Source organism: Parabacteroides hominis (assembly GCF_014287585.1).
GTDB lineage: Bacteria > Bacteroidota > Bacteroidia > Bacteroidales > Tannerellaceae > Parabacteroides > Parabacteroides hominis.
Map to the genome: position 1 here is coordinate 1 of NZ_JACOOJ010000057.1, position 19278 is coordinate 19278.

Sequence of the window (19278 nt, forward strand, 5' to 3'; positions counted from 1 at the left end):
CAGTTCTCTTTTATTTTTTACTTATTTCTGTAGGATTACTTCCCGAAGAGAGACAATTGAGAAGACCAAAGATGTTTTAAAAATAAAAATGGATAATAAACGGGCGGCATAACAAAAAAAGAAGGCATCCTTTTCAGACACCTTCCAAAAGAGAGGGTCTATGGTATAAAATAAGCTTTGTTTGTTTGCTTACAGATAAATCTTTGTTTGTGTGTTTTAAATACTGGCAGAAGTAAATCAATATTTTGATGCAGTTACCCTAACATAAAAAATATTCATTATGATTTTCCAAATATTCTGTCTAACTTTGCCAAAAACAAGAAATAGAATATGAAACGTCCGCAAATCATAAAGCAAATACAGAAAGTCCTGTTACAAGTAGCTCCCAATGCAAAAGCTATACTTTATGGTAGCGAAGCACGCGGAGATGCTCGTCCGGACAGTGACATCGATTTATTGGTATTGGTTGAAGGCACTAAACTGACCGTAAAGGAGGAAGAGCGCATCATTGCCCCTCTATATGATATTGAAATAGAAACAGGCGTACAAATAAATGTACGAGTCCTGTTAAAGGATATTTGGGAAAAGCAGCCATTCCGCACTCCATTTCATATAAACGTAATGAATGAAGGAATTGTATTATGAAAGAACAATTAAGCCATGAAAACTTGAATGCATTGGTAACTTATCGTTATCAACGTGCCAATGAAACAATAAAAGAAGTACCCTATCTAAAACAACAGGGATATTATAATACGGCAATCAACCGCTTATACTATGCTTGCTATTATGCAGCAATAGCTTTGCTCATCAAACATGGGATAAATCCAAGTACCCATGCCGGAGTCAAGCAAATGATCGGAATGCACTTTGTAGCAACCAATCGTTTATCCCGTGAGTCGGGACGCTGTTTTTCTTTGCTCTTTGAACGCCGACATAGTAGTGACTATGACGATTTCGCCTATTCGAGTGAAGAGGAAATAGATGAATTGCTGCCTAAAGCTATGGCTTTTATAGAAGCAATAGGTTCTTTGCTGAAAGAATAAGCTATCTCTAATCACTCTTCGCAAAGTTTTGAGCCTGATAAACGCAGATTAAAATAAGTAAACACGGATTTTTTGACGCGAATAACGCGAATGACGCGGATTAAACACCTGATACATATTTTTTTTATCCGTGCCATCCGCGTCATCCGCGTCAAAATTATATTTGCGTAACCTATCGTTATTAGTATACCTTCCTTTGCTGAAAGAATAAGGCATCCGTCTCCAATCACTCTACCATCACCCTCTTCCCCTCCGTATTCGCCCGGACCGTATAGTCATACATCGCCTCGACATAGACCGGAGGCAAGTAGAAACAGCCGGGATAGACGGCACAGAGGTTGATACGGACCGTCACCTGTTTTCCGGCAGGGAGATAGTCGATGTAGCTGTAAACGCGGTCGTCACGGATATCCTGGTAGCTGACACCCGCGGCAGTCGAATCGGCCACCCCGTTGTTCAAGAAGCGCGTGTTCAGGATCTCCCAGCCTGCCGGGAAAATCTCGGTCAGCACCAGGCGGCTATAGCCACGCGGCGACGGGTTCGCGATGGTCACCACAGCCGTGAAGTTCGCGCCCTGCTGCAAAGCGGAGGCATCGACCGGACGTCCGGCCTGGTCCATATAGCTGACGGCGAGCGTCAGGCCGTTCGAATAGGCTTCCTCTTTGCCCTCGGTGGGGATGCCTTCGGTCACGAGGCGGGCGAACAAGGTGGATTTGCCGGTATTCCTCAACTCAAGGGAAGCGGACGAGGCGGCCTTGTCGAGCAAAGTCTTCGTCCAGACGTTCCGGGTGGTGGAAACCTTTTCCGTCTTGCCGTCTAAGGCATAGGAGAAATCCATCGAGCCGGACACTTTGTATTTCTTCATATAATCGGAAAGAGCCACCAGGCTGAATGCCGTCGATTGCGTGCTCAGCCAGTCGTCGGATGCGAGCGCCCTCGAAATTTCATTCGCCAAGAGAGCCGCTTCCTTGCCGTTATCGAGCAGGCAGAGCGTCATCAGGCGGATGGAGGTGTCGCGCAGGTCGCTGCCGAAGGTCTGGTCGTATTCGGAGTAAGCGGTTGTCAGGGTAGTTGTCTTTGCGATCAGTTCCTTCGAGATATCCGGGCGTCCGGCCAAAGCATAACCTGCCGCCAATAGGTAGCGGCTCATCGGCGCGAGCGTCTTGCTCTCTTTCAGGCGGTTCATGGCGCCTACCTCGGAGGCTTGCGCCAAGGCGAGGACGAACAGGCGATATGCCTGTGTCATTTCTTCGGATTCAGCATAGTGTGAGGTTTCCGGCTTCCAGTTACGGGCGATGCGGCTCAGGTCGTTCAGCACATTCCGTTTCATGCCTTCGGGCACGAGGTAGCCTTTCTTCTCCGCTTCGAGCAGGAAATGGGCGGCATAGACAGTGCCCCAGGCATTGCTGCTCGTTCCGCCGGGCCAGTAGGAGAAAGAACCGTCTACCGTCTGGTAGGAACGCAGGCGGCGGATCACCTCTTTCACAGCCGCTTCAGTCGATTGCTCCTGTTCGCGGGTCAACGAGGCGAACCCGCTCAGGTAGAGTTGCGGGAAACCCTTCGATGTGATCTGTTCGACACAACCATGTGGGTAGCCCATGAGGTAGGACAACCGCGTGGAGAGGTTGACGGGCTGGACATCCGACATTTCGAGCACAAGGGAATTCGTGCCGTCCGCACCGGGGAGGCCGACCGTCCCTTTCCAGCTCTTTCCGGCTTCGAGCGTCACGGGCGTTACCTTGACTTGCGGACGGCGCACGCTGCGGATCTCGATATCGGTTTCATAGACGGATTTTTCGCCGCCACCGGTAGCCGTGATCTTCACGTGCCCGGCTCCGGGGGTATCTTTCACGCGGATGCGGAATTGCGCCAATTTATCGCCGATCGCCTCGAAGTGCAGCGTGCGGACAGCCTCGCCGGCCACCTCCATGTTGCCGGAGCAGGCGATCGTGACCTGCACGTCGCCAACCCCTTTTTCGGTGGCAAAGACGGTAGCGGGAACCACCATCTCCTCGCCTATGCCGATGACGCGCGGGAGTGTGCCGAGCAGCATGACGGGCTTGCGCACGAGTACGCTTTTCTCCGTGTTGCCGTAAGCCTCCCCGTTTCCGGCAACGACCATGACACGGACGCGGCCGTTGTAGTTCGGCATCTTATAGGTGTGCTGCCGTTTTTCCCCTTTTTTCAGCAGGAACGGGCCGGCAAACTGTACGACCGGCTTGAAGCGGTTCACGATTGCTTTCGGGCCTTTGTTCAGGGCGTCGTCGCCGCCGATGCTGAACAGTTGCTCGATGCGGCCTCCATACGCGCCGACTACATAGTTGTACAAGTCCCAGGTATTGACTCCCAATGCCTCGCGTGCGTTAAACGCCTGCCAGGGGTCGGGCGTGCGGAAGTGGGTCAGGTCGAGCAGTCCCTCGTCGACAATCGCCAGGGTGTAGGCCATTTCGCGACCGTTCTTCTCGGAAACCGTCACGTGGTAGGGGGCTTCAGGCTTGACCTCGTCCGCCATGCGAATGACCGGGGCCAAATGGCTTTCGGGTGAAGTCACGGTGAAGGGGACGACGCCGTACATGCGGATCGGCAGGTCGTTCCGGGTGATGCCGTGCGGCTGGAGCAGCGTTATATATATGTACGCGTTAGGTTGCATGTCGGGCGTGATGTCTATCTTGACCGTGGTCTGCCCGTCGTCGCACGCGTGCTCGGTGATGGCAAGGACACGCGTGCCGTTCTCGATGCTGACGATCGCGCGGCTTCCTTTTACGGAGGGGAAGGTGACGACGGCCTGTTCGCCTGGCGCATAGGTGTCCTTGTCGGTCTTGAAGGTGAGCATATTGGCGGATGAAGAACCGTCGGCGTCGCGCCGCCCTTCGCTGTAAGGCCAGTCGAAGTAGCTCATCACGCCGGTGGAGTGTTTGCTCTCCTTGTCTTTCACCGAGATGAAATAGGTTCCCCAGTCGGCATCGGCATATTTCAGGTTGAAGGAGGCCGTGCCGTTTGCGCCCGTACGGACGGTGAAGGTTTTCACGGGCTTGTTGTACGAGTCGGAGACGTAGTTCGCCAACTGGCCGTTGTCGGAGCTCCACCACCAGTACCAATGGACTTTGTAGACCTTCACTTCGAGTTCGGTATAGGCTGCCGCCTGTCCGAGGTAGTCGACGGAGGCTACTTCATATTTGTATTCGGTTCCGGTCTCCAACGGCTCGCCGTCTTGCTGGGGCGACTGGATGCCGGCGTAGCGGCGGTAGGGCGAATAGAACGCACGGTTGGCGTCGATGCTGAAATCGCCGGACTCTTCGTACACGCGGGTGACGAAGCTCGCCAACAGCATGCCGGGGGCCGAGGCGCCGATCTCGAAACGGGCCTTGATGGTGGCGTTGCCTGCGGCATCGGTCGTGCCGGAGATCACTTTGCTTTCTTCGCTGTTGAAGATTTTCGAAGGATCGTCGAAATAGAATTTCTTATAGCCGGCAAAGGTTGTCGGGGTCGAGATGAAGGTTCCCTGGATGTCGTATTTCAGGTTGCGGGCGGTCGCTCCCTGTAGCCATTCCACGTGCATAGCGGCATCGAGCGGTTCGCCCCGGAGCAAATTTTTTTCGGGCATCGTCAGGGAGATCTTCAAGCGGTTCGGTTTGATCGTTTCGATGCGGAGGCGCTTCGTGAAGGTGACGCCGCCGACATTGACGTTGACGTTCCAGGCGCCTGTCGGGGCGTCGGGTTCGGTCGGCATGTCGAAGGCATAGACTCCTGATTCGCCTTTTGTCTGTGTCTTGCGCAGGTAGAGCTGGCCGAGGGGGGTGTAGAGTTCCATGATAACCGGGTGGCTCGGCGGGAGCATCCGGCTGCGGTCGTTCAGCATAAAACCGAGGTGCAGCGTGTCGCCCGGACGCCACACGCCGCGGTCGCCGTAGATGAAGCCCTTGATGCCTTTCTGCACGACCTCGCCGGAGACATCGAACGAACTTAGCGACAGGGCGGAACCGTCGTCCACGCGCAAATACGAGCGTTGCTGTCCGAGGGAGGCGGTCAGGTAGAACGGTTTGCCGTCTTTCAGGGAGAAGCGCACCTGACCTTTGTCGTCCGTCACGCCGGAAGCTAATTCCTGGCGCTGATAGTTGTAGGCGGCGACTTTGACGCCTTTCTCAGGATGGGTGCTCAGGATGTTATGCACGAGGACGGTCATTTCGTTGTCTTCGCCGGCCATCGCCAACAGGCCGAGATTGGTGGCGAGGACGTTCTTGCCGACGGTCGTGTTATAGTAGTAGCTGTTCGAACAGGGGTCGTTGCGTTCGCTGTATTTGTAGTCCGACCAGTTGAAGTCGCCGTTATAGTAGTAGTAGCCGCCTTCGTCGAAACGGCTGCTCTCTTCCTTGAACTTGATCTCGTCATCGGCAAGCAGTTGCTCCTTGCTTTTCTTCACGAGGTCTTCGCAGGGATAGGCGGACAGGTCTTTGTCGAACGACAGTTCCACCCGGTAGATGGCGCCGGGTTCGGGGTCGGCCAGTTCTTTCAGGTCGATCGCGTAGGTGTTCCAGCGGCTGAGGTCCTGGGTGGCGTCTTCATCGAGGAAGATCGTTTTGCGGGCGATCAGGCGGCCGACACGCATCAGGTCGCCGGTTCCTTCGAGGTTGTTTATCTGGAGGAATTGCCCGATGTTCTGTTCGAATATCTTGATGACACGCACCACCACGCCGCGCAGGTAGATGGCTTGGAAGGGGACGGTCAACTGTGTGGACTGCGGGATGATCACCCCGTTGCCGATAAAGCGGACTTCCGGCTTGTCATCGCTGACTACGATCTGACGTACGATGCTTTCTTTCAGGTTCAGCCCGTTTTTGCTCCTGATGTTTTGGCTCAGGTGGACGTTCAGGGCGCCTTTGCTGCCGGCATCGGGATAAAGGCGGAGCTTATTGCCCTCGACGTTGACGGCCTCCGATTTGTTGCCGTCGATCCAGGCGAGTCCTTGCATGTTCTGTGCCGCGTCGAGCAGCTTCGTGAAGGTGACTTCGACGTAGCGTTCCGGCTCTGAGACATATTCGACCTCGTACACGGCGAAATCATTCAGTTCGGGGATGTCGACGGATAGCAGATCCTCTTCCGGCACTTTCAGCTTGTTCGGGGCGACGGATAGGGTAAAGGCGCGTGCCGCATCCGTCCCGGCCTGTATGTTCGGGATAGAGACTTCGTGCCTCTTCCCGTCGGGGCTATGCTGCCAGGTGACATCCGCCTTTTCGGAGAAACGGACAAGCGACTCTACGGTTTCAGGCGTTTCTCTGTCCGGCGTGAACAGCGAACAGACGATGTCGTAGCCGTTTTCGTTCTTCCGGTTGATATCGACGGATTGCAGGTTGGTATGCAACAGCAAGGGCTGCGTCGAGAATCTGAAAGTGAAATATTTATCCTTCCGTTCCATGTCGAACCACTCCGAGAGGTCTGCCTTTACCTCGTAACGGGTGTCGCGCTCGAAACTCTTGGCTGGCTTGAATACGATCGTCCGGTTGTTCTCGAAAGCGAACTCGCCGGCTGTTTCGGGTTTGATCCTGACCAAGTCGCGGAGCTGGTCAGGCTTCATCCTGTCGGTCGCTATTTCCTGGTTGAAAATCAGATACACGGGCGTATATCTCGAAATCGTACCGGAGGTAAATGCCTCCACATAGGGACTGAAAGGGAGGTCTTCGGCCTCGCCTTTGCTTTTTCCTTCACATCCGCTGAATAAGAATAAAAGACAGCAGGCACAGATATAATACAGATATTTCGCCATATTTCCTGAATTTAACGGTTACACTTTTGACAAACAGACTGTCTGCGAATATAGGCATTTTTATGTACATTATTATTCTTATTTTTTACCAAATGGTAATTTCCGGTCCGACTTAAAGGACTACTTTTGCAAACCGAAATAAAAAGTTATTTGAGTTATGCAGAGAGATCGTATTGATTTTGGCAAGATGAACATTCCGGTTCTATTCCGCAAAATCTTTTTCCCGACGTTACTGGGAATGGTTTGTATGGCGTGCATCACGATCGCCGACGGTGTATTCGTGGGGCGCGGCGTGGGGAGCGACGCGTTGGCCGCCGTCAATATCGTAGCCCCGCTTTTCATGGTGACGACAGGGATCGGACTGCTCTTCGGGGTGGGCTCGTCGGTCGTGGCCTCCGTCCACCTGTCGCAAAGGAAGGTCAAGGCGGCTAATATCAATATCACACAGGCATTGCTGGTGTCCCTCCTGCTGATGGCGGTGGGAATATCCTTGGTGATGCTGTTCAACAAACAGACGGCCTATATGTTAGGGAGTTCAGATCAGTTGCTGCCGCCTGTACTGGAGTATATGAACTGGATCGTGCCGTTCTCTATCTTCAGCATGCTGGCCAATATCGGGATGTTCATTATCCGGTTGGACGGCTCGCCGAAATTTGCGATGCTGTGCAACGTCGTTCCGGCTTTGATAAATGTCGTGCTCGACTATGTTTTCGTCTTCCCGATGCAGATGGGATTGACCGGGGCGGCGCTGGCAACCGCGCTGGCACAGGTGGCAGGCGGATTGATGGTGCTAATCTACTTGTTCGGTTTCTCCGGGACGTTGCATTTATACAAGCTGAAGATGAGTATGAAAAGCCTGCGCCTGACCTGCCGGAACACGGGATATATGATCCGGTTGGGAGCCTCGGCTATGCTGGGCGAACTGGCGATCGCCTGCATGATGCTGGTCGGTAACTACGCCTTCATCCGGATGCTTGCAGAAGACGGCGTGGCAGCCTACAGCGTGGCTTGCTACTGCCTGCCGATCGTATTCATGATCGCGAACGCGATCGCCCAGTCGGCACAGCCGATCATCAGCTATAATTATGGTACGGGAGACGCCGCACGGGTACACGCGACGTTCCGTCTTTCGTTGAAAACGGCTTTTATCTCCGGGCTGGTAGCTTTTGCCGTGATGTATGCGTTTTGTCCTTATATCGTGGCGATGTTTCTGGAACCCGGCTGTCCGGCTTACGGGATTGCGACGAAGGGAATCCCCTACTTCGCTTCCGGATTTATCTGTTTTGCCTTGAATATTACATGGATCGGGTACTACCAGAGTATCGAATTGGCACGGAAAGCGATGCTTTTCATGCTGCTGAGAGGGATTATCCTGATGAGTATATGCTTCCTCGCTCTCCCTCACTTGCTGGGAGAAAAGGGGTTATGGCTGGCAGTTCCGTGTGCCGAACTGATCATCTTTATCACGTTGACGGTAAATTACCAGTACCGGCACAAGGTATGCAGGGCGGTGGAATAGGGTAGCTATCCTTTGGCATTCCGCATCACCCGCTCTATCGCATCATCCATCTGCGCGATGGACTCCAGGCCGAGTGTCATGCAATGCAGGTTGCTTTCGGTGACGGCAAAACGGATGGAACGTTCGCGTTCGGCATCGGAAACGTGTTTGCCTTCACCGAAAATTTTCATTCCGATAAGTCCTTTGCCTTTCTTGCGGGCTTTGCCTAAAAGTTCGTTTACGGCTTCGGTCGTGCCGTCCATATGGCTCTGGAACGGATTCAGGCGGGCGAGGATAACGTCACACCACGGGTTGTCGACAGCCTCGACCATCGCATCCCAGTTATGGCAGGAGATACCGACAGCTTTCACAATGCCGTCCTGCTTGGCTTTTGCCAGGCCGTCCATATAAAATTTACGGGTTTCCGCCCAGTCGCCTCTCGTCATGCAGTGCAGCAGGAGGATATCGAAATAGTCCGTGCCGGCTTCCTGGCGGAAGCGGTCGAGGGTTTTAGCGACCGGCTCGCGTTTTTCCGACCCTTCGTCGTAAGTCCACATCTTCGTCATCAGAGTGATTTTCTCGCGGGGAAGTTCCTTCAGGGCCGCTCCGACAAATGGCTGCGAACCGTACATATCAGCCATGTCGAAGAAACGGATGCCGCGTTCATACCCGTGACGGGCCATCTTCACAAAGTTATCCAATCCGAGCCGGGTCTGATTGGACTGGTAGTTCCAGCCTTTCGTCCCGGTCCCCATAGCAATGCGGGAGACTTTCAATCCGGTCTTTCCTAATTTAACCCTGTCGACCGTTACATCCGAAGGAACGGCCATCCGTATGTTGGCAAGTCCCGTGCGGGCTAAAGACAAACCGGCTACTCCGGCAACTCCTGTCTGAATAAATTTGCGTCTGTCCATCTCTATACTTTTTTAGGTAATACTTTCTTTAATATCAAATAGCCGCACAAGCCGGAAATGAACGAACCGGCAAATACGCCCAACTTCGCCTGGTTCAATAATTCCGCTCCGATATCGGGCATCCCTGCGAAAGATAGGTTCGCGATAAAAAGAGCCACCGTAAAACCGATACCGCCCAACATCGACACCCCGAAAAGATTCCGTTTGCTCACCCCTTCCGGCATCGTAGCAAGACGCAAACGGACAAAAATATAGGTGAACAGGAAAATACCTAACGACTTTCCGACAAACAGGCCGAGGAACACCGCCAACGGGACTCCCGGTAACGAACCGATCCCGATATCCCCGAAAGTAACGCCTGCATTAACAAAGGCGAAGAGCGGCAGGATCAGATAATTGACTAACGGATGGAGTTTGTCGGCAATGCTTTGCAACGGACTGATCGTTTTGTCCGCCAGCGAATGGATATTGTTGAGCACCTGTATCTGTGTCGGCGAAAGAACCGCCGCCTGCCGGGAATGACGCACTTCGGTGTAATCCAACATATTCAAATAACCGGTCATCTCACAAGTAAAATCATCCAGCTTGACCACCGGACGGGCGGGAACGGTGAATGCGACCAGTACACCCGCTATCGTCGGATGAATACCCGATTCAAGAAACAGCATCCACACGAAGAAACCTATTATATAATAGAAAACGATGTTATTCACCCTCATCCTTCCTCCTACGTATAGCAACGCCAACAGGGCGAGTGAGATCAGAAGCGGCTCGAACGCAATCTCGCCACTATAAAACAAGGCGATAATAATGATACCGCCGATATCGTCCACCACCGCCAATGCCGTCAGGAAGATACGCATGCTGAGTGGAACCCGTTTTCCCAACAGCCCTAAAACAGCCAGTGCAAAGGCGATGTCGGTCGCCATCGGAATAGCTACTCCCCGCACTTCGGGAGCCGAAGGACAAACCAGGAAATAAAACAATACAGGAACGATCATCCCGCCGCAGGCTGCAATAATCGGAAGCAACGCTTTCCGTACCGAACTCAGTTCCCCGATCAGGATTTCTTGCTTGATCTCCAGTCCGATCACAAAAAAGAAGACCGCCATCAAGGCATCATTCACAAAAGCCAGCATCGACATCGCTTCTCCATGATGCATAAACGGCGTGAAATTACCTATCTTCAAATCGATCGGATGAGACAGGATGTTGTGATAAGACTCTGCCCAAGGGGAATTGGCAAATAGCATGGCAAGGATCGTAGCCATGAACAATAAGATACTCGCGTTCGGTTTCTGCATAGCGAAACGACGCAACGGTTTAAGGATAACGTTAATGGTTCTATCCATATGGTATTTAAATATTTACAGGAAGCGGCCTGCAAACCGCTTTCCTTTGAGTTTTTCCTAACAACTGTCTGCCTACTTGCCTGCTTGCTCCAGTTCGTAAGCACTGCGGGTCAGTTTTTCAACCCACACGACAAATATACCAGTTAAAATTAAATTAAACACTATGGTGAGCACAGAAATCATAAGTGCAGGGCCTCCTAAATTGTAGCCAAGCGCGATAAAGATGATCCCGGCCCCTACTTCACCGCGTGTAAACATACCGATCGACAGCGCCAGACGTTCACGCTTCCGCCTTTCCCGGTAAAAGAACAACGGAAACAGTTTCCCGATATTGGACAGGAACGAAACAATCACGACATGCAGGATGATCATCGGCCAGGACATCATCGGCTGCGCCCCGGTTATCGTTGTCGCCTCTGCAGACTGAGCAGCGAAATCCACTCCGAAAAAGACCGGCATGCTGACTCCTACCAGGAACATGAAGAGGAACGAAATTGCTGTTGCGACATTATGCTCCACCTTCGTATCGATATGCTTATGCCTCATTACCATACCCAATACAAACGCCGGTAGCAGGACCTCGATATGGATACTGGCATCTTCGCCATAGAAATATTTGGACACCAAATAAACCGCCTGCGTAATCCCGCAGGTAAGGACAGCATAGAAAAGAATCGCCTTCCAATCCTGCCGCATATCAAAACTACCCATCTTCCTCCATCCGATGATCAGCAGAACCATCACAATCAGGATAATAACCCCCAGCTGCCAGCGCAAGCCTACCATCATGATCTGCAAAGGGATCATCAGCAGGATCGTGTCGAGGTCGTCAAAAATCGCCAACACCTGCACCTTTTTGTACACCCAGGAAGATTTCAATCCTGCCGCCGCCAACATCGTAAACAGGATGCCCGCCGAAGTCGGGGCTGCAAACCGGCTCAGCAAAAGATTCTCTTTCCAGGCCTCCCCACTGTTCCAGTAGATATCGGGAAGCAGCACGAACATATAATATAACGCCACGAAGATCCAGGGAAAAGCGGCTGTCGCCATTGCAATAAAATAATCTTCGGTATAAGACCGCCAATGGCTTTTATCCATTTCGAACTCCCGCCCTACATTTATCATGATAAAAGCCAGGCAGACATACAACAGGGTATTGGAGACCGTCTTCACCGACAAATAGCTCTCACCTACCATCGCCGGCAGGAATTGAGATACAACCAATCCCAACATCAGAAAAAAAGAAAATAAAAGAATCTTCTTCATTATTTATGAATTGTTTTTGTTTAGAATTATATAATATAACAACTTACTTAAAATTCGGTTCCGGGAATATAGGCGCTTTCCACTTTTAATAACCGCGCTTTCAAACGTTCGGCCTCTCCTTTGCGGATGCGAAGGGTCATTTCGCAATCCATTTCAAACTTTTGAGAAACGATCGCCGGGTTCTCTTCTTTGACAATGCGCATGATCCCGTTCAGATAAGGGTATTCGAATGCAATGGTGATATCTTCATCAACAGTGCGCTCTTCTATCCCGGTAGCGGCTATCGCTTCGGCGGCGGCTGTCCGGTAAGCAACGATCAAGCCGCTCGTCCCCAATTCGATTCCGCCGAAATAGCGGATCACAACAACCAAGATATCCGTCAACCCGTTCGAATTGATCTGTCCCAGGATCGGTTTACCGGCAGTAGATGACGGCTCGCCGTCATCGTTCGCACGGAAAGTAAGGCGTTCGGGACCTAACATATAGGCCCAGCAGACATGGCGGGCGTCGTAATACTGTTTACGATATTTGTCCAGTTGCTCTTTCACCTCTTCCACCGTACGCACCGGGATTGCATACGAGATAAAGCGGCTACGCTTCTCCGTATAGTACCCTTCGGCTACCTGCTTAATGGTTTTGTAACTGTCGTCCGCCATCTTTTAATCCGGTATATGGGTTTCCTGTTCTTCCCGGAAAGCCCGGAAATCTTTCATTATCTCTTCTATCTCTTCAATAAAATAAGGATCTTTCACGTGCTTCTTCACCTCCTCATAATAGGTTTCGATTGCCTTCAACGCACATAAATCCTGTCCGCGCAGCAGGAAGTAAGGTTCTTCCTTCTCCACGCATTGCTTAATCATTTGAATAGGATTCTTCATTTCTTATTGTTTTTTAATTCGTCTTTCAAAAATGGAGCCGTATAGCTCTTCGTTTTCGCTTTTACCATTTCTTCGGGAGTTCCGGTAAAAAGGACCTGCCCGCCGTTACGTCCGCCTTCAGGCCCCATATCAATCAGATAGTCGGCACATTTGATAACATCGAGGTTATGCTCGATGACGATGATTGTATTACCTTTATCCACCAACTTGTTCAGTACCCCCAGCAAGACCCGTATATCTTCGAAATGAAGACCGGTCGTCGGCTCGTCCAATACATAAAGCGTCTTGCCCGTATCTTTCTTTGCCAGCTCGGTCGCCAGTTTGACACGCTGGCTCTCACCACCGGAAAGAGTCGTGGAAGGTTGCCCCAACTTGATATAGCCCAGGCCGACATCCTGCAATACCTTCACTTTCGACAGGATCGACGGGATATTCTCGAAAAACTCCACCGCCATATTGATTGTCATGTCCAAAATGTCAGCAATGGATTTCCCGCGGAAGCGAACTTCCAACGTTTCCCGGTTGTACCGCTTGCCATGACATTCTTCACAGGGAACCAGCACATCCGGCAGGAAATTCATCTCGATTGTCTTATAACCGTTCCCCTTGCACGTCTCGCAACGCCCGCCGGAGACATTGAACGAGAAACGTCCGGGTTTGTAGCCACGCACTTTCGATTCAGGCAGATCCACAAACAGATTACGGATATCCGAAAATACTCCGGTATAAGTAGCCGGATTACTTCTCGGCGAACGTCCGATCGGTGACTGGTCTACATTGACTATCTTATCGACATTATCTATTCCCTCGATAGACTTGTAAGGCAACGGGTCTTCCAAGGAACGATAGAAATGCTGGCTGAGAATCGGTTGCAGGGTCCGGTTGATCAAAGAAGACTTCCCGCTTCCGGATACGCCCGTAACACAGATCAATGTACCCAACGGAAACGTGACATCCACATTCCGCAAATTATTCCCGCTCGCCCCTTTTATCGTGATGAACTGTCCGTTTCCTTTCCGCCGCTCCCCCGGAACGGCAATCTCCGTCTTTCCATTCAGGTATGCCGAAGTAAGCGTGTCGGCTTTCAACATCTCGCCGGGAGTTCCGGCAAAGACCACTTCCCCTCCCAGACGGCCTGCCTTCGGTCCCATATCGACCACATAGTCCGCATTCAACATCATGTCCTTGTCATGCTCGACTACGACAACAGAGTTGCCCGTATCGCGTAACTCCTTCAACGAGTTGATCAAACGGACGTTATCCCGCTGGTGCAACCCGATGCTCGGTTCATCCAGGATATAAAGCACATTGACCAGCTGGCTGCCGATCTGAGTCGCCAAACGGATGCGCTGGCTCTCGCCTCCCGACAATGTCGCCGAGGCACGGTTCAACGCGAGGTAATCCAATCCGACATCCAACAGGAATTTCAGACGTGAACGGATCTCCTTCAAGATTTCGACAGCGATCTGCCGCTGCTTGGGATTCAACTGGTCCTCAATGCCATCCAGCCACTCATACAATTCGGAAATATCCATTGCCGAAAGTTCGGCGATGTTCTTTCCGGCTATCTTATAGTGCAGCGCTTCCTTGTTCAACCGCTGCCCGTTACATTCCGGACAGGTAGCCATCCGTATAAACTGTCCCGCCCATTTCTGCGCGGAAGCGGAAGCCTCGCTCTCCTGCTGCATCAGGATATATTTGGCAACTCCTTCATACGACAGGAAATAATTGGAAGTACCCAGCGAATCGTTTTTTATTTGCAGGCGTTCGTCCGTCCCGTTCATGATCTCATCGATCGCTTCTTCCGGGATGTCTTTGATCGGGGTTTTCAGTGTTACGCCATATTTCTCGCAAATAGCTTCGATCTGCCAGAATATCAGTGAATTCTTATATTTTCCCAACGCCACGATACCGCCACTGTAGATACTGAGCGACGCATCGGACACGATCTTGTTCATGTCCAACAAATTGACCTGTCCCAGTCCTTTACATTTCGGGCAAGCACCCTGCGGAGAGTTGAACGAAAAATTATGGGGAGCCGGTTCACTGTAAGACAAACCCGTCACGGGGTCCATCAACCGGCGGCTGAAATGGCGCACTTCGTTTGTCTCGGCATCCAGCACGAGTACCAGTCCGTCGCCCTGCTTCATCGCGATGCGCAGGCTTTCTTTCAAACGGCGTTCGTCCGATTCCGTAACGACCAGCTTATCGATCACGACCTCGATACTGTGCATCTTATACCGGTCGAGCTTCATACCATGAAATATCTCTTTCATCTCACCGTCTACCCGGACATTCAGATAGCCTTTCTTTCGCATCTGCTCGAAAAGTTCCTTATAATGTCCTTTACGGTTACGGACAAGCGGGGCAAGCAGATAGGTCTTCTTCCCTTTATACTGGTTCAGAATCAGTTCCAACGTCTGCTCTTCGGTGTACTTCACCATCTTCTCGCCGCTCAGGAAAGAATAAGCCTCTCCCGCCCTTGCATAAAGCAGACGGAAAAAGTCATAAATCTCGGTAGTCGTTCCTACCGTGGATCTCGGATTCTTGTTTGTTGTTTTCTGCTCGATCGAGATAACAGGGCTCAGGCCGGTGATCTTATCCACATCCGGCCGTTCCATGTTTCCTAAGAAGTTACGCGCATAAGCGGAGAAAGTCTCCACATAACGGCGTTGTCCCTCTGCAAAAATCGTATCGAAAGCCAAAGACGATTTACCACTACCGCTCATACCGGTAATCACGGAAAGCTTATTACGAGGTATATCGACATCTATATTCTTCAAATTATGGACACGGGCGCCTAAAACGGAAATGCGGCCGCCTTCCAATGCATTCTTATCCTTCATCATTTTAAGTTTTCTTATTTCACCACCCAGGCCGGATTATGCACATAGGTGTTAGGCGTTTTATAATACATGTCAGATTCTTTCGGGATCTGGATCGTATATGTTTTTCCCGCCGTCAGCAATTTACGATCGCGCAACCAGGGATTGAAACGTTTCAGATCGGCATACGTGACACCGTTCTTCTTGGCGAAACCGGACAATTCCTGAATATCCGTCGAGACGGCAACGTTCTCGCATGCGATCGGTTTATACAAATCCTGCGCCCTCAGCACGAACCCATATTTATAAGGAGCTTCAAATATCTGCTTGATAGCCATGATACGATAGACATAGCGGGTAGTCTCTTCCACCAGCCAGAGATCGAACGAACTATCCGCATCCTGCTTGACAAGCTCTCCCGATATGCGTCCCATACCGGCGTTATAGGAAGATGCGACCATCGCCCAGTCTCCATATTTTTCATAGGCAGCTTTCAGATAACGGCAGGCAGCTTCGGTAGCCTTTGCCACGTCGCAACGTTCATCGACCGTAGGCGTTATCGTCAACCCGTACTGACGGGCCGTACCTTCCAACAATTGCCAAGTCCCCACTGCCCGCGCAGGCGATGAGACCCGTGGATCGAGATGGCTCTCGATCACCGCCAGATACTTGAAGTCGTCCGGAATGCCATTGGCTTTCAGGATCGGTTCGATTATCGGGAAATAGCGGTTTGCCCGCTTGATCAGCAACATGGTAGTAGAATGGAAATAGGTAAAACTACTCAATTCCCGGTCAAAACCTTCATGCATATTATAACGCGTCAAATCGATCTCCTTTCCGCAAAAAGAGGCGGAAGAAGGAATATCCGGCGACATGGTCACCGATGAAACGACCGGACGTTGGTCTTTCACTTTCTCCGAATCACTCGAACCGATGGAGAGGCAGGCGGTCAGACACACTGCACTTCCTACCACAAAACCGGCTATACTATTACTGCTCAATAATTTCATCATCAATCTTCTTGGGTCTAAGAATATTTATAGAACCTTTTTTATTATATTTAATACCATCCGATCCTACTGCATCTATCACATAAAAATAGACGCCGGGAGCGACATATTTTCCTCCTTTTTTGCCATCCCACCCTTCGGCCGGGTTAGTAGAATGGTACATCTGTACCCCCCACCGGTTGAATATCCAGCACTTAAAGGTCACAAGCGATTTGTAGGCGACACGAAACTCATCATTGATGCCGGGCGTCGTACCGGGCGAGAAAGCGTTCGGGATTTGCAGATCCGATTCGGCAATCTTCATTTCAATAGAATTGGAAACCGCTTCACATTCTCCCGTTGAGTTGCTGACAGTCGCAACCGCCGTATAATCTCCCTTTTCCGTAAACGTATAATCGACCTCTTCATCCCTGTACTCCACCAACGGATTCTCGGCCCCGTTCTCCACATCGCTCCTATATATCTTCCAGGTATACAGAGTCGCCACCGGATCATTGGCATATGCCCGGAAAGTGACCGTTGCCGGAGCGGAAAGATATTCCCCGTCTCCCGCCGTCATATTCTCCGCATTATCCATAATAAACGTCGTATCGACATGCACTTCGACAGCCACCGCCTGATAGGTATCTGAAGTGATCGATTTCTCCACTCCGAAATGTTTCGCAAACTGATCGCCGGAAAGCGTGACTTCCGTATCGCACAACGGAATCGTATTGCTATCGTTTATCTTTACCGAATAAGGTCCTTCCGTCAGTGTCCTTTGCACATTCTTCGGCGAAAAATACTTGTTGTCTTCAGACCACTCCAATGTCTGATAAGCGACATCGAACTCCCGCTTCACCGTCATCCGGCTTCCCGACGGAGTATAATAATACATGACCGGGACAGCCGGAGAGCCTTCCAGCCAAAAACCGTCACAATTTCCTTTGACAGTAATACTCTCGACATTAAAAGCGTATTTGCTATAATCGATGATCCACACATACCAACCATTCAAGCCGGAAGCCGGATCCTCCACATAATATCCGGTTCCTTCCTCTATATTCCGGATAACAGATGTCGCTCCGTTCTGTTCACACGAAACAGGCTCCCGGTCCAATGCTTTTTGCTTATATCGATACCATTGATGGTTGGCGGACGAAGACGTATAGCTAATCTCCACATTATCCATTCCATACACCAGATAAACCCGTATACGATTCCCTGGATTTTCCAGTAAATAAGGGGTTCCATTTCCTCCTGTCACCGTATATTGCTGTGCCTGAATGGCCAACACCATAAACAAGAAACAAATCAATCCACTCAGTTTCCTAATTTTCGTTCTTAGCATATACATAACCTAATTAGCTTACAAAATTACTATTTTATACGGATTTATACGGAGACAAATGCCTTTTTATTGTATTATCCAGGCTTCAATCTTTTATAGAGAAAGAAACTCAAGACTAAGAAAAGGGCAATCCCACAGAAAAAATAGCCTGGTGAACGGGCTGTCCGACGGGTCTCCGTCCGGCTAAGTGTTTCCGCCGTATGCTGGCCGGTATAGTCTGTTTGCCGGTACGTCATAATCTTCCCGGTATCGGCAAGCCGTCGACTGCGATCCATTTGCAGCGTTGTAACGGATTCCGGATATTGCTTACCCGTACTGTCGGGAGCGAAATAAACAATCCGTTGCAAATGCCAGGTAACCGTATCGATCAGGCGGATATCCTTTTTCAGCCCCCCTATCTCCCCGTCAGACAAACGGACACTGTCCAAACTGACAGCCGATTCCAGTCGATGGTTCTGTCTGCTCAAACCGCATCCCGACAACAGGAAAACCAGCACCAAAAGACGTAAAAGCACCTGCATCCTGTTTTTACCGGTTTTCTTTAGCGACAAATGGAGGAAATTCCGCTTCCGGTAAAGGATCGCCTGGTCGAATTCAAGCCCCGACTGCCGTAAGACAGCCAACAGCTCCGCCGCGTCAGGCACATAACAATCGGCAGCCCCCCCTCTCGTATGCTGGCTGCCGGGCACACCTCCCACCAGCCGGTTGACCTCCTCGCTACGATACCCGCTTGTCACCACAACCGGCTTGCCATACAACTTCCGAAGCGGCTCCAACAACTCCGTAGCCAAATACTTCAACGCCACAAGCGCCTCCCTCCCTGGTATATTCTCAACTCCGTTTTCTACTCCAACCCTGCTATAACACATCTCTTCCAACATAAAATGCTCACTCAACTGTTCTCTCTTTCCCATATCCTCTTTCATGTTCAATTTTCAATTCTCCATTTTCAATTTATAAGAGTAGTCCACCCCAAACAGCGCCCCCGCAAACGTACTGATCTCCCCGAAAGCCACCAGCACACTGCTATCCACCTTCCCCTGCGGATCGATCCAGAACCCACAGAAGAGCAAAACAATCCCGCTCATTGTGAGCAGGATTGCCATTGTCAACTGAACCGTCAACCTCTTCATGATTTGAAAATTTTCAATTCTCAATTTTCAATTCTCAAAGTTCTCCCGGTCTCTCTTCCTCTCCGCCTCCGGAGTCCGGTCCGTCCGTTTCCGGTCCGATTCGTTCGAAACTTGTAAGGCTTTTCATGGTGCGCAACGCCTTACCCGGAAGGAAACGCACACGGGGTTCACGGATTAGTCCCGTATTAAAATCATCGGAACCAACCACACCCTGCGATCCGAAGTTCAGACGAAAAGTACCCAATTCGCCCACATTCACACGACG

General features: G+C 51.0%; 15 protein-coding genes. 3 read left to right on the forward strand and 12 right to left on the reverse strand.

The features are described 5' to 3' along the window. Window positions 1-330 precede the first annotated feature (330 nt). Both H8S65_RS19445 and H8S65_RS19450 read left to right on the forward strand, forming a co-directional pair. The gene (locus tag H8S65_RS19445) at window positions 331-645 is read left to right on the forward strand and encodes a nucleotidyltransferase domain-containing protein (RefSeq protein ID WP_186931484.1); all 315 of its coding nucleotides are present in this window, start codon (window positions 331-333) and stop codon (window positions 643-645) included. Continuing rightward, window positions 642-1046 carry a HEPN domain-containing protein gene (locus H8S65_RS19450; protein ID WP_186931485.1) on the forward strand — a complete coding sequence of 135 codons (405 nt, stop codon included), beginning with the start codon at window positions 642-644 and terminating at the stop codon, window positions 1044-1046. Before H8S65_RS19445 ends, H8S65_RS19450 begins: the two co-directional genes overlap by 4 nt. Window positions 1047-1272: 226 nt before the next feature. Here H8S65_RS19450 and H8S65_RS19455 read toward each other — a convergent pair whose 3' ends face one another. After that, entirely contained in the window at window positions 1273-6807 is a 5535-nt protein-coding gene (locus H8S65_RS19455) for an alpha-2-macroglobulin family protein (RefSeq protein WP_186931486.1), read from the reverse strand. A 157-nt stretch (window positions 6808-6964) separates the two neighbouring features. Between H8S65_RS19455 and H8S65_RS19460 the strand changes: the two genes are divergently transcribed. Further along, entirely contained in the window at window positions 6965-8326 is a 1362-nt protein-coding gene (locus H8S65_RS19460; protein ID WP_186931487.1) for an MATE family efflux transporter, read from the forward strand. Between the two features lie 5 nt (window positions 8327-8331). Here H8S65_RS19460 and H8S65_RS19465 read toward each other — a convergent pair whose 3' ends face one another. The 11 genes from H8S65_RS19465 to H8S65_RS19515 form a co-directional block, all read right to left on the reverse strand. Beyond that, window positions 8332-9219, reverse strand: a complete 888-nt coding sequence (locus tag H8S65_RS19465) for an aldo/keto reductase (protein ID WP_186931488.1) — start codon at window positions 9217-9219, stop codon at window positions 8332-8334. 2 nt (window positions 9220-9221) lie between these two features. After that, complete coding sequence (gene nhaA / locus H8S65_RS19470; protein ID WP_186931489.1) at window positions 9222-10571, reverse strand: Na+/H+ antiporter NhaA; 1350 nt, start codon at window positions 10569-10571, stop codon at window positions 9222-9224. Between the two features lie 72 nt (window positions 10572-10643). After that, on the reverse strand, window positions 10644-11837 hold the full coding sequence (locus tag H8S65_RS19475) for a cation:proton antiporter (protein WP_186931490.1): 1194 nt from the start codon (window positions 11835-11837) through the stop codon (window positions 10644-10646). Window positions 11838-11884: 47 nt separating this feature from the next. Continuing rightward, window positions 11885-12493 carry an IMPACT family protein gene (locus H8S65_RS19480; protein WP_186931491.1) on the reverse strand — a complete coding sequence of 203 codons (609 nt, stop codon included), beginning with the start codon at window positions 12491-12493 and terminating at the stop codon, window positions 11885-11887. A 3-nt stretch (window positions 12494-12496) separates the two neighbouring features. Beyond that, window positions 12497-12715 carry a hypothetical protein gene (locus tag H8S65_RS19485; protein ID WP_008148475.1) on the reverse strand — a complete coding sequence of 73 codons (219 nt, stop codon included), beginning with the start codon at window positions 12713-12715 and terminating at the stop codon, window positions 12497-12499. After that, window positions 12712-15564 carry an excinuclease ABC subunit UvrA gene (gene uvrA / locus H8S65_RS19490; protein ID WP_186931492.1) on the reverse strand — a complete coding sequence of 951 codons (2853 nt, stop codon included), beginning with the start codon at window positions 15562-15564 and terminating at the stop codon, window positions 12712-12714. The genes H8S65_RS19485 and uvrA overlap by 4 nt, the downstream gene beginning before the upstream one ends. Window positions 15565-15575: 11 nt before the next feature. Then, window positions 15576-16553 carry a lytic transglycosylase domain-containing protein gene (locus H8S65_RS19495; RefSeq protein WP_186931493.1) on the reverse strand — a complete coding sequence of 326 codons (978 nt, stop codon included), beginning with the start codon at window positions 16551-16553 and terminating at the stop codon, window positions 15576-15578. Beyond that, a complete protein-coding gene (locus tag H8S65_RS19500; protein WP_186931494.1) occupies window positions 16531-17886 on the reverse strand; it encodes a T9SS type B sorting domain-containing protein in 1356 nt (451 codons plus the stop codon). Before H8S65_RS19500 ends, H8S65_RS19495 begins: the two co-directional genes overlap by 23 nt. Before the next feature lie 68 nt (window positions 17887-17954). Next, complete coding sequence (locus tag H8S65_RS19505; protein WP_186931495.1) at window positions 17955-18794, reverse strand: D-Ala-D-Ala carboxypeptidase family metallohydrolase; 840 nt, start codon at window positions 18792-18794, stop codon at window positions 17955-17957. Between the two features lie 21 nt (window positions 18795-18815). Continuing rightward, window positions 18816-19013 carry a hypothetical protein gene (locus tag H8S65_RS19510; protein ID WP_186931496.1) on the reverse strand — a complete coding sequence of 66 codons (198 nt, stop codon included), beginning with the start codon at window positions 19011-19013 and terminating at the stop codon, window positions 18816-18818. 34 nt (window positions 19014-19047) lie between these two features. Then, a partial coding sequence (locus H8S65_RS19515; RefSeq protein WP_494546184.1) for an HU family DNA-binding protein occupies window positions 19048-19278 on the reverse strand: 231 nt, incomplete at its 5' end.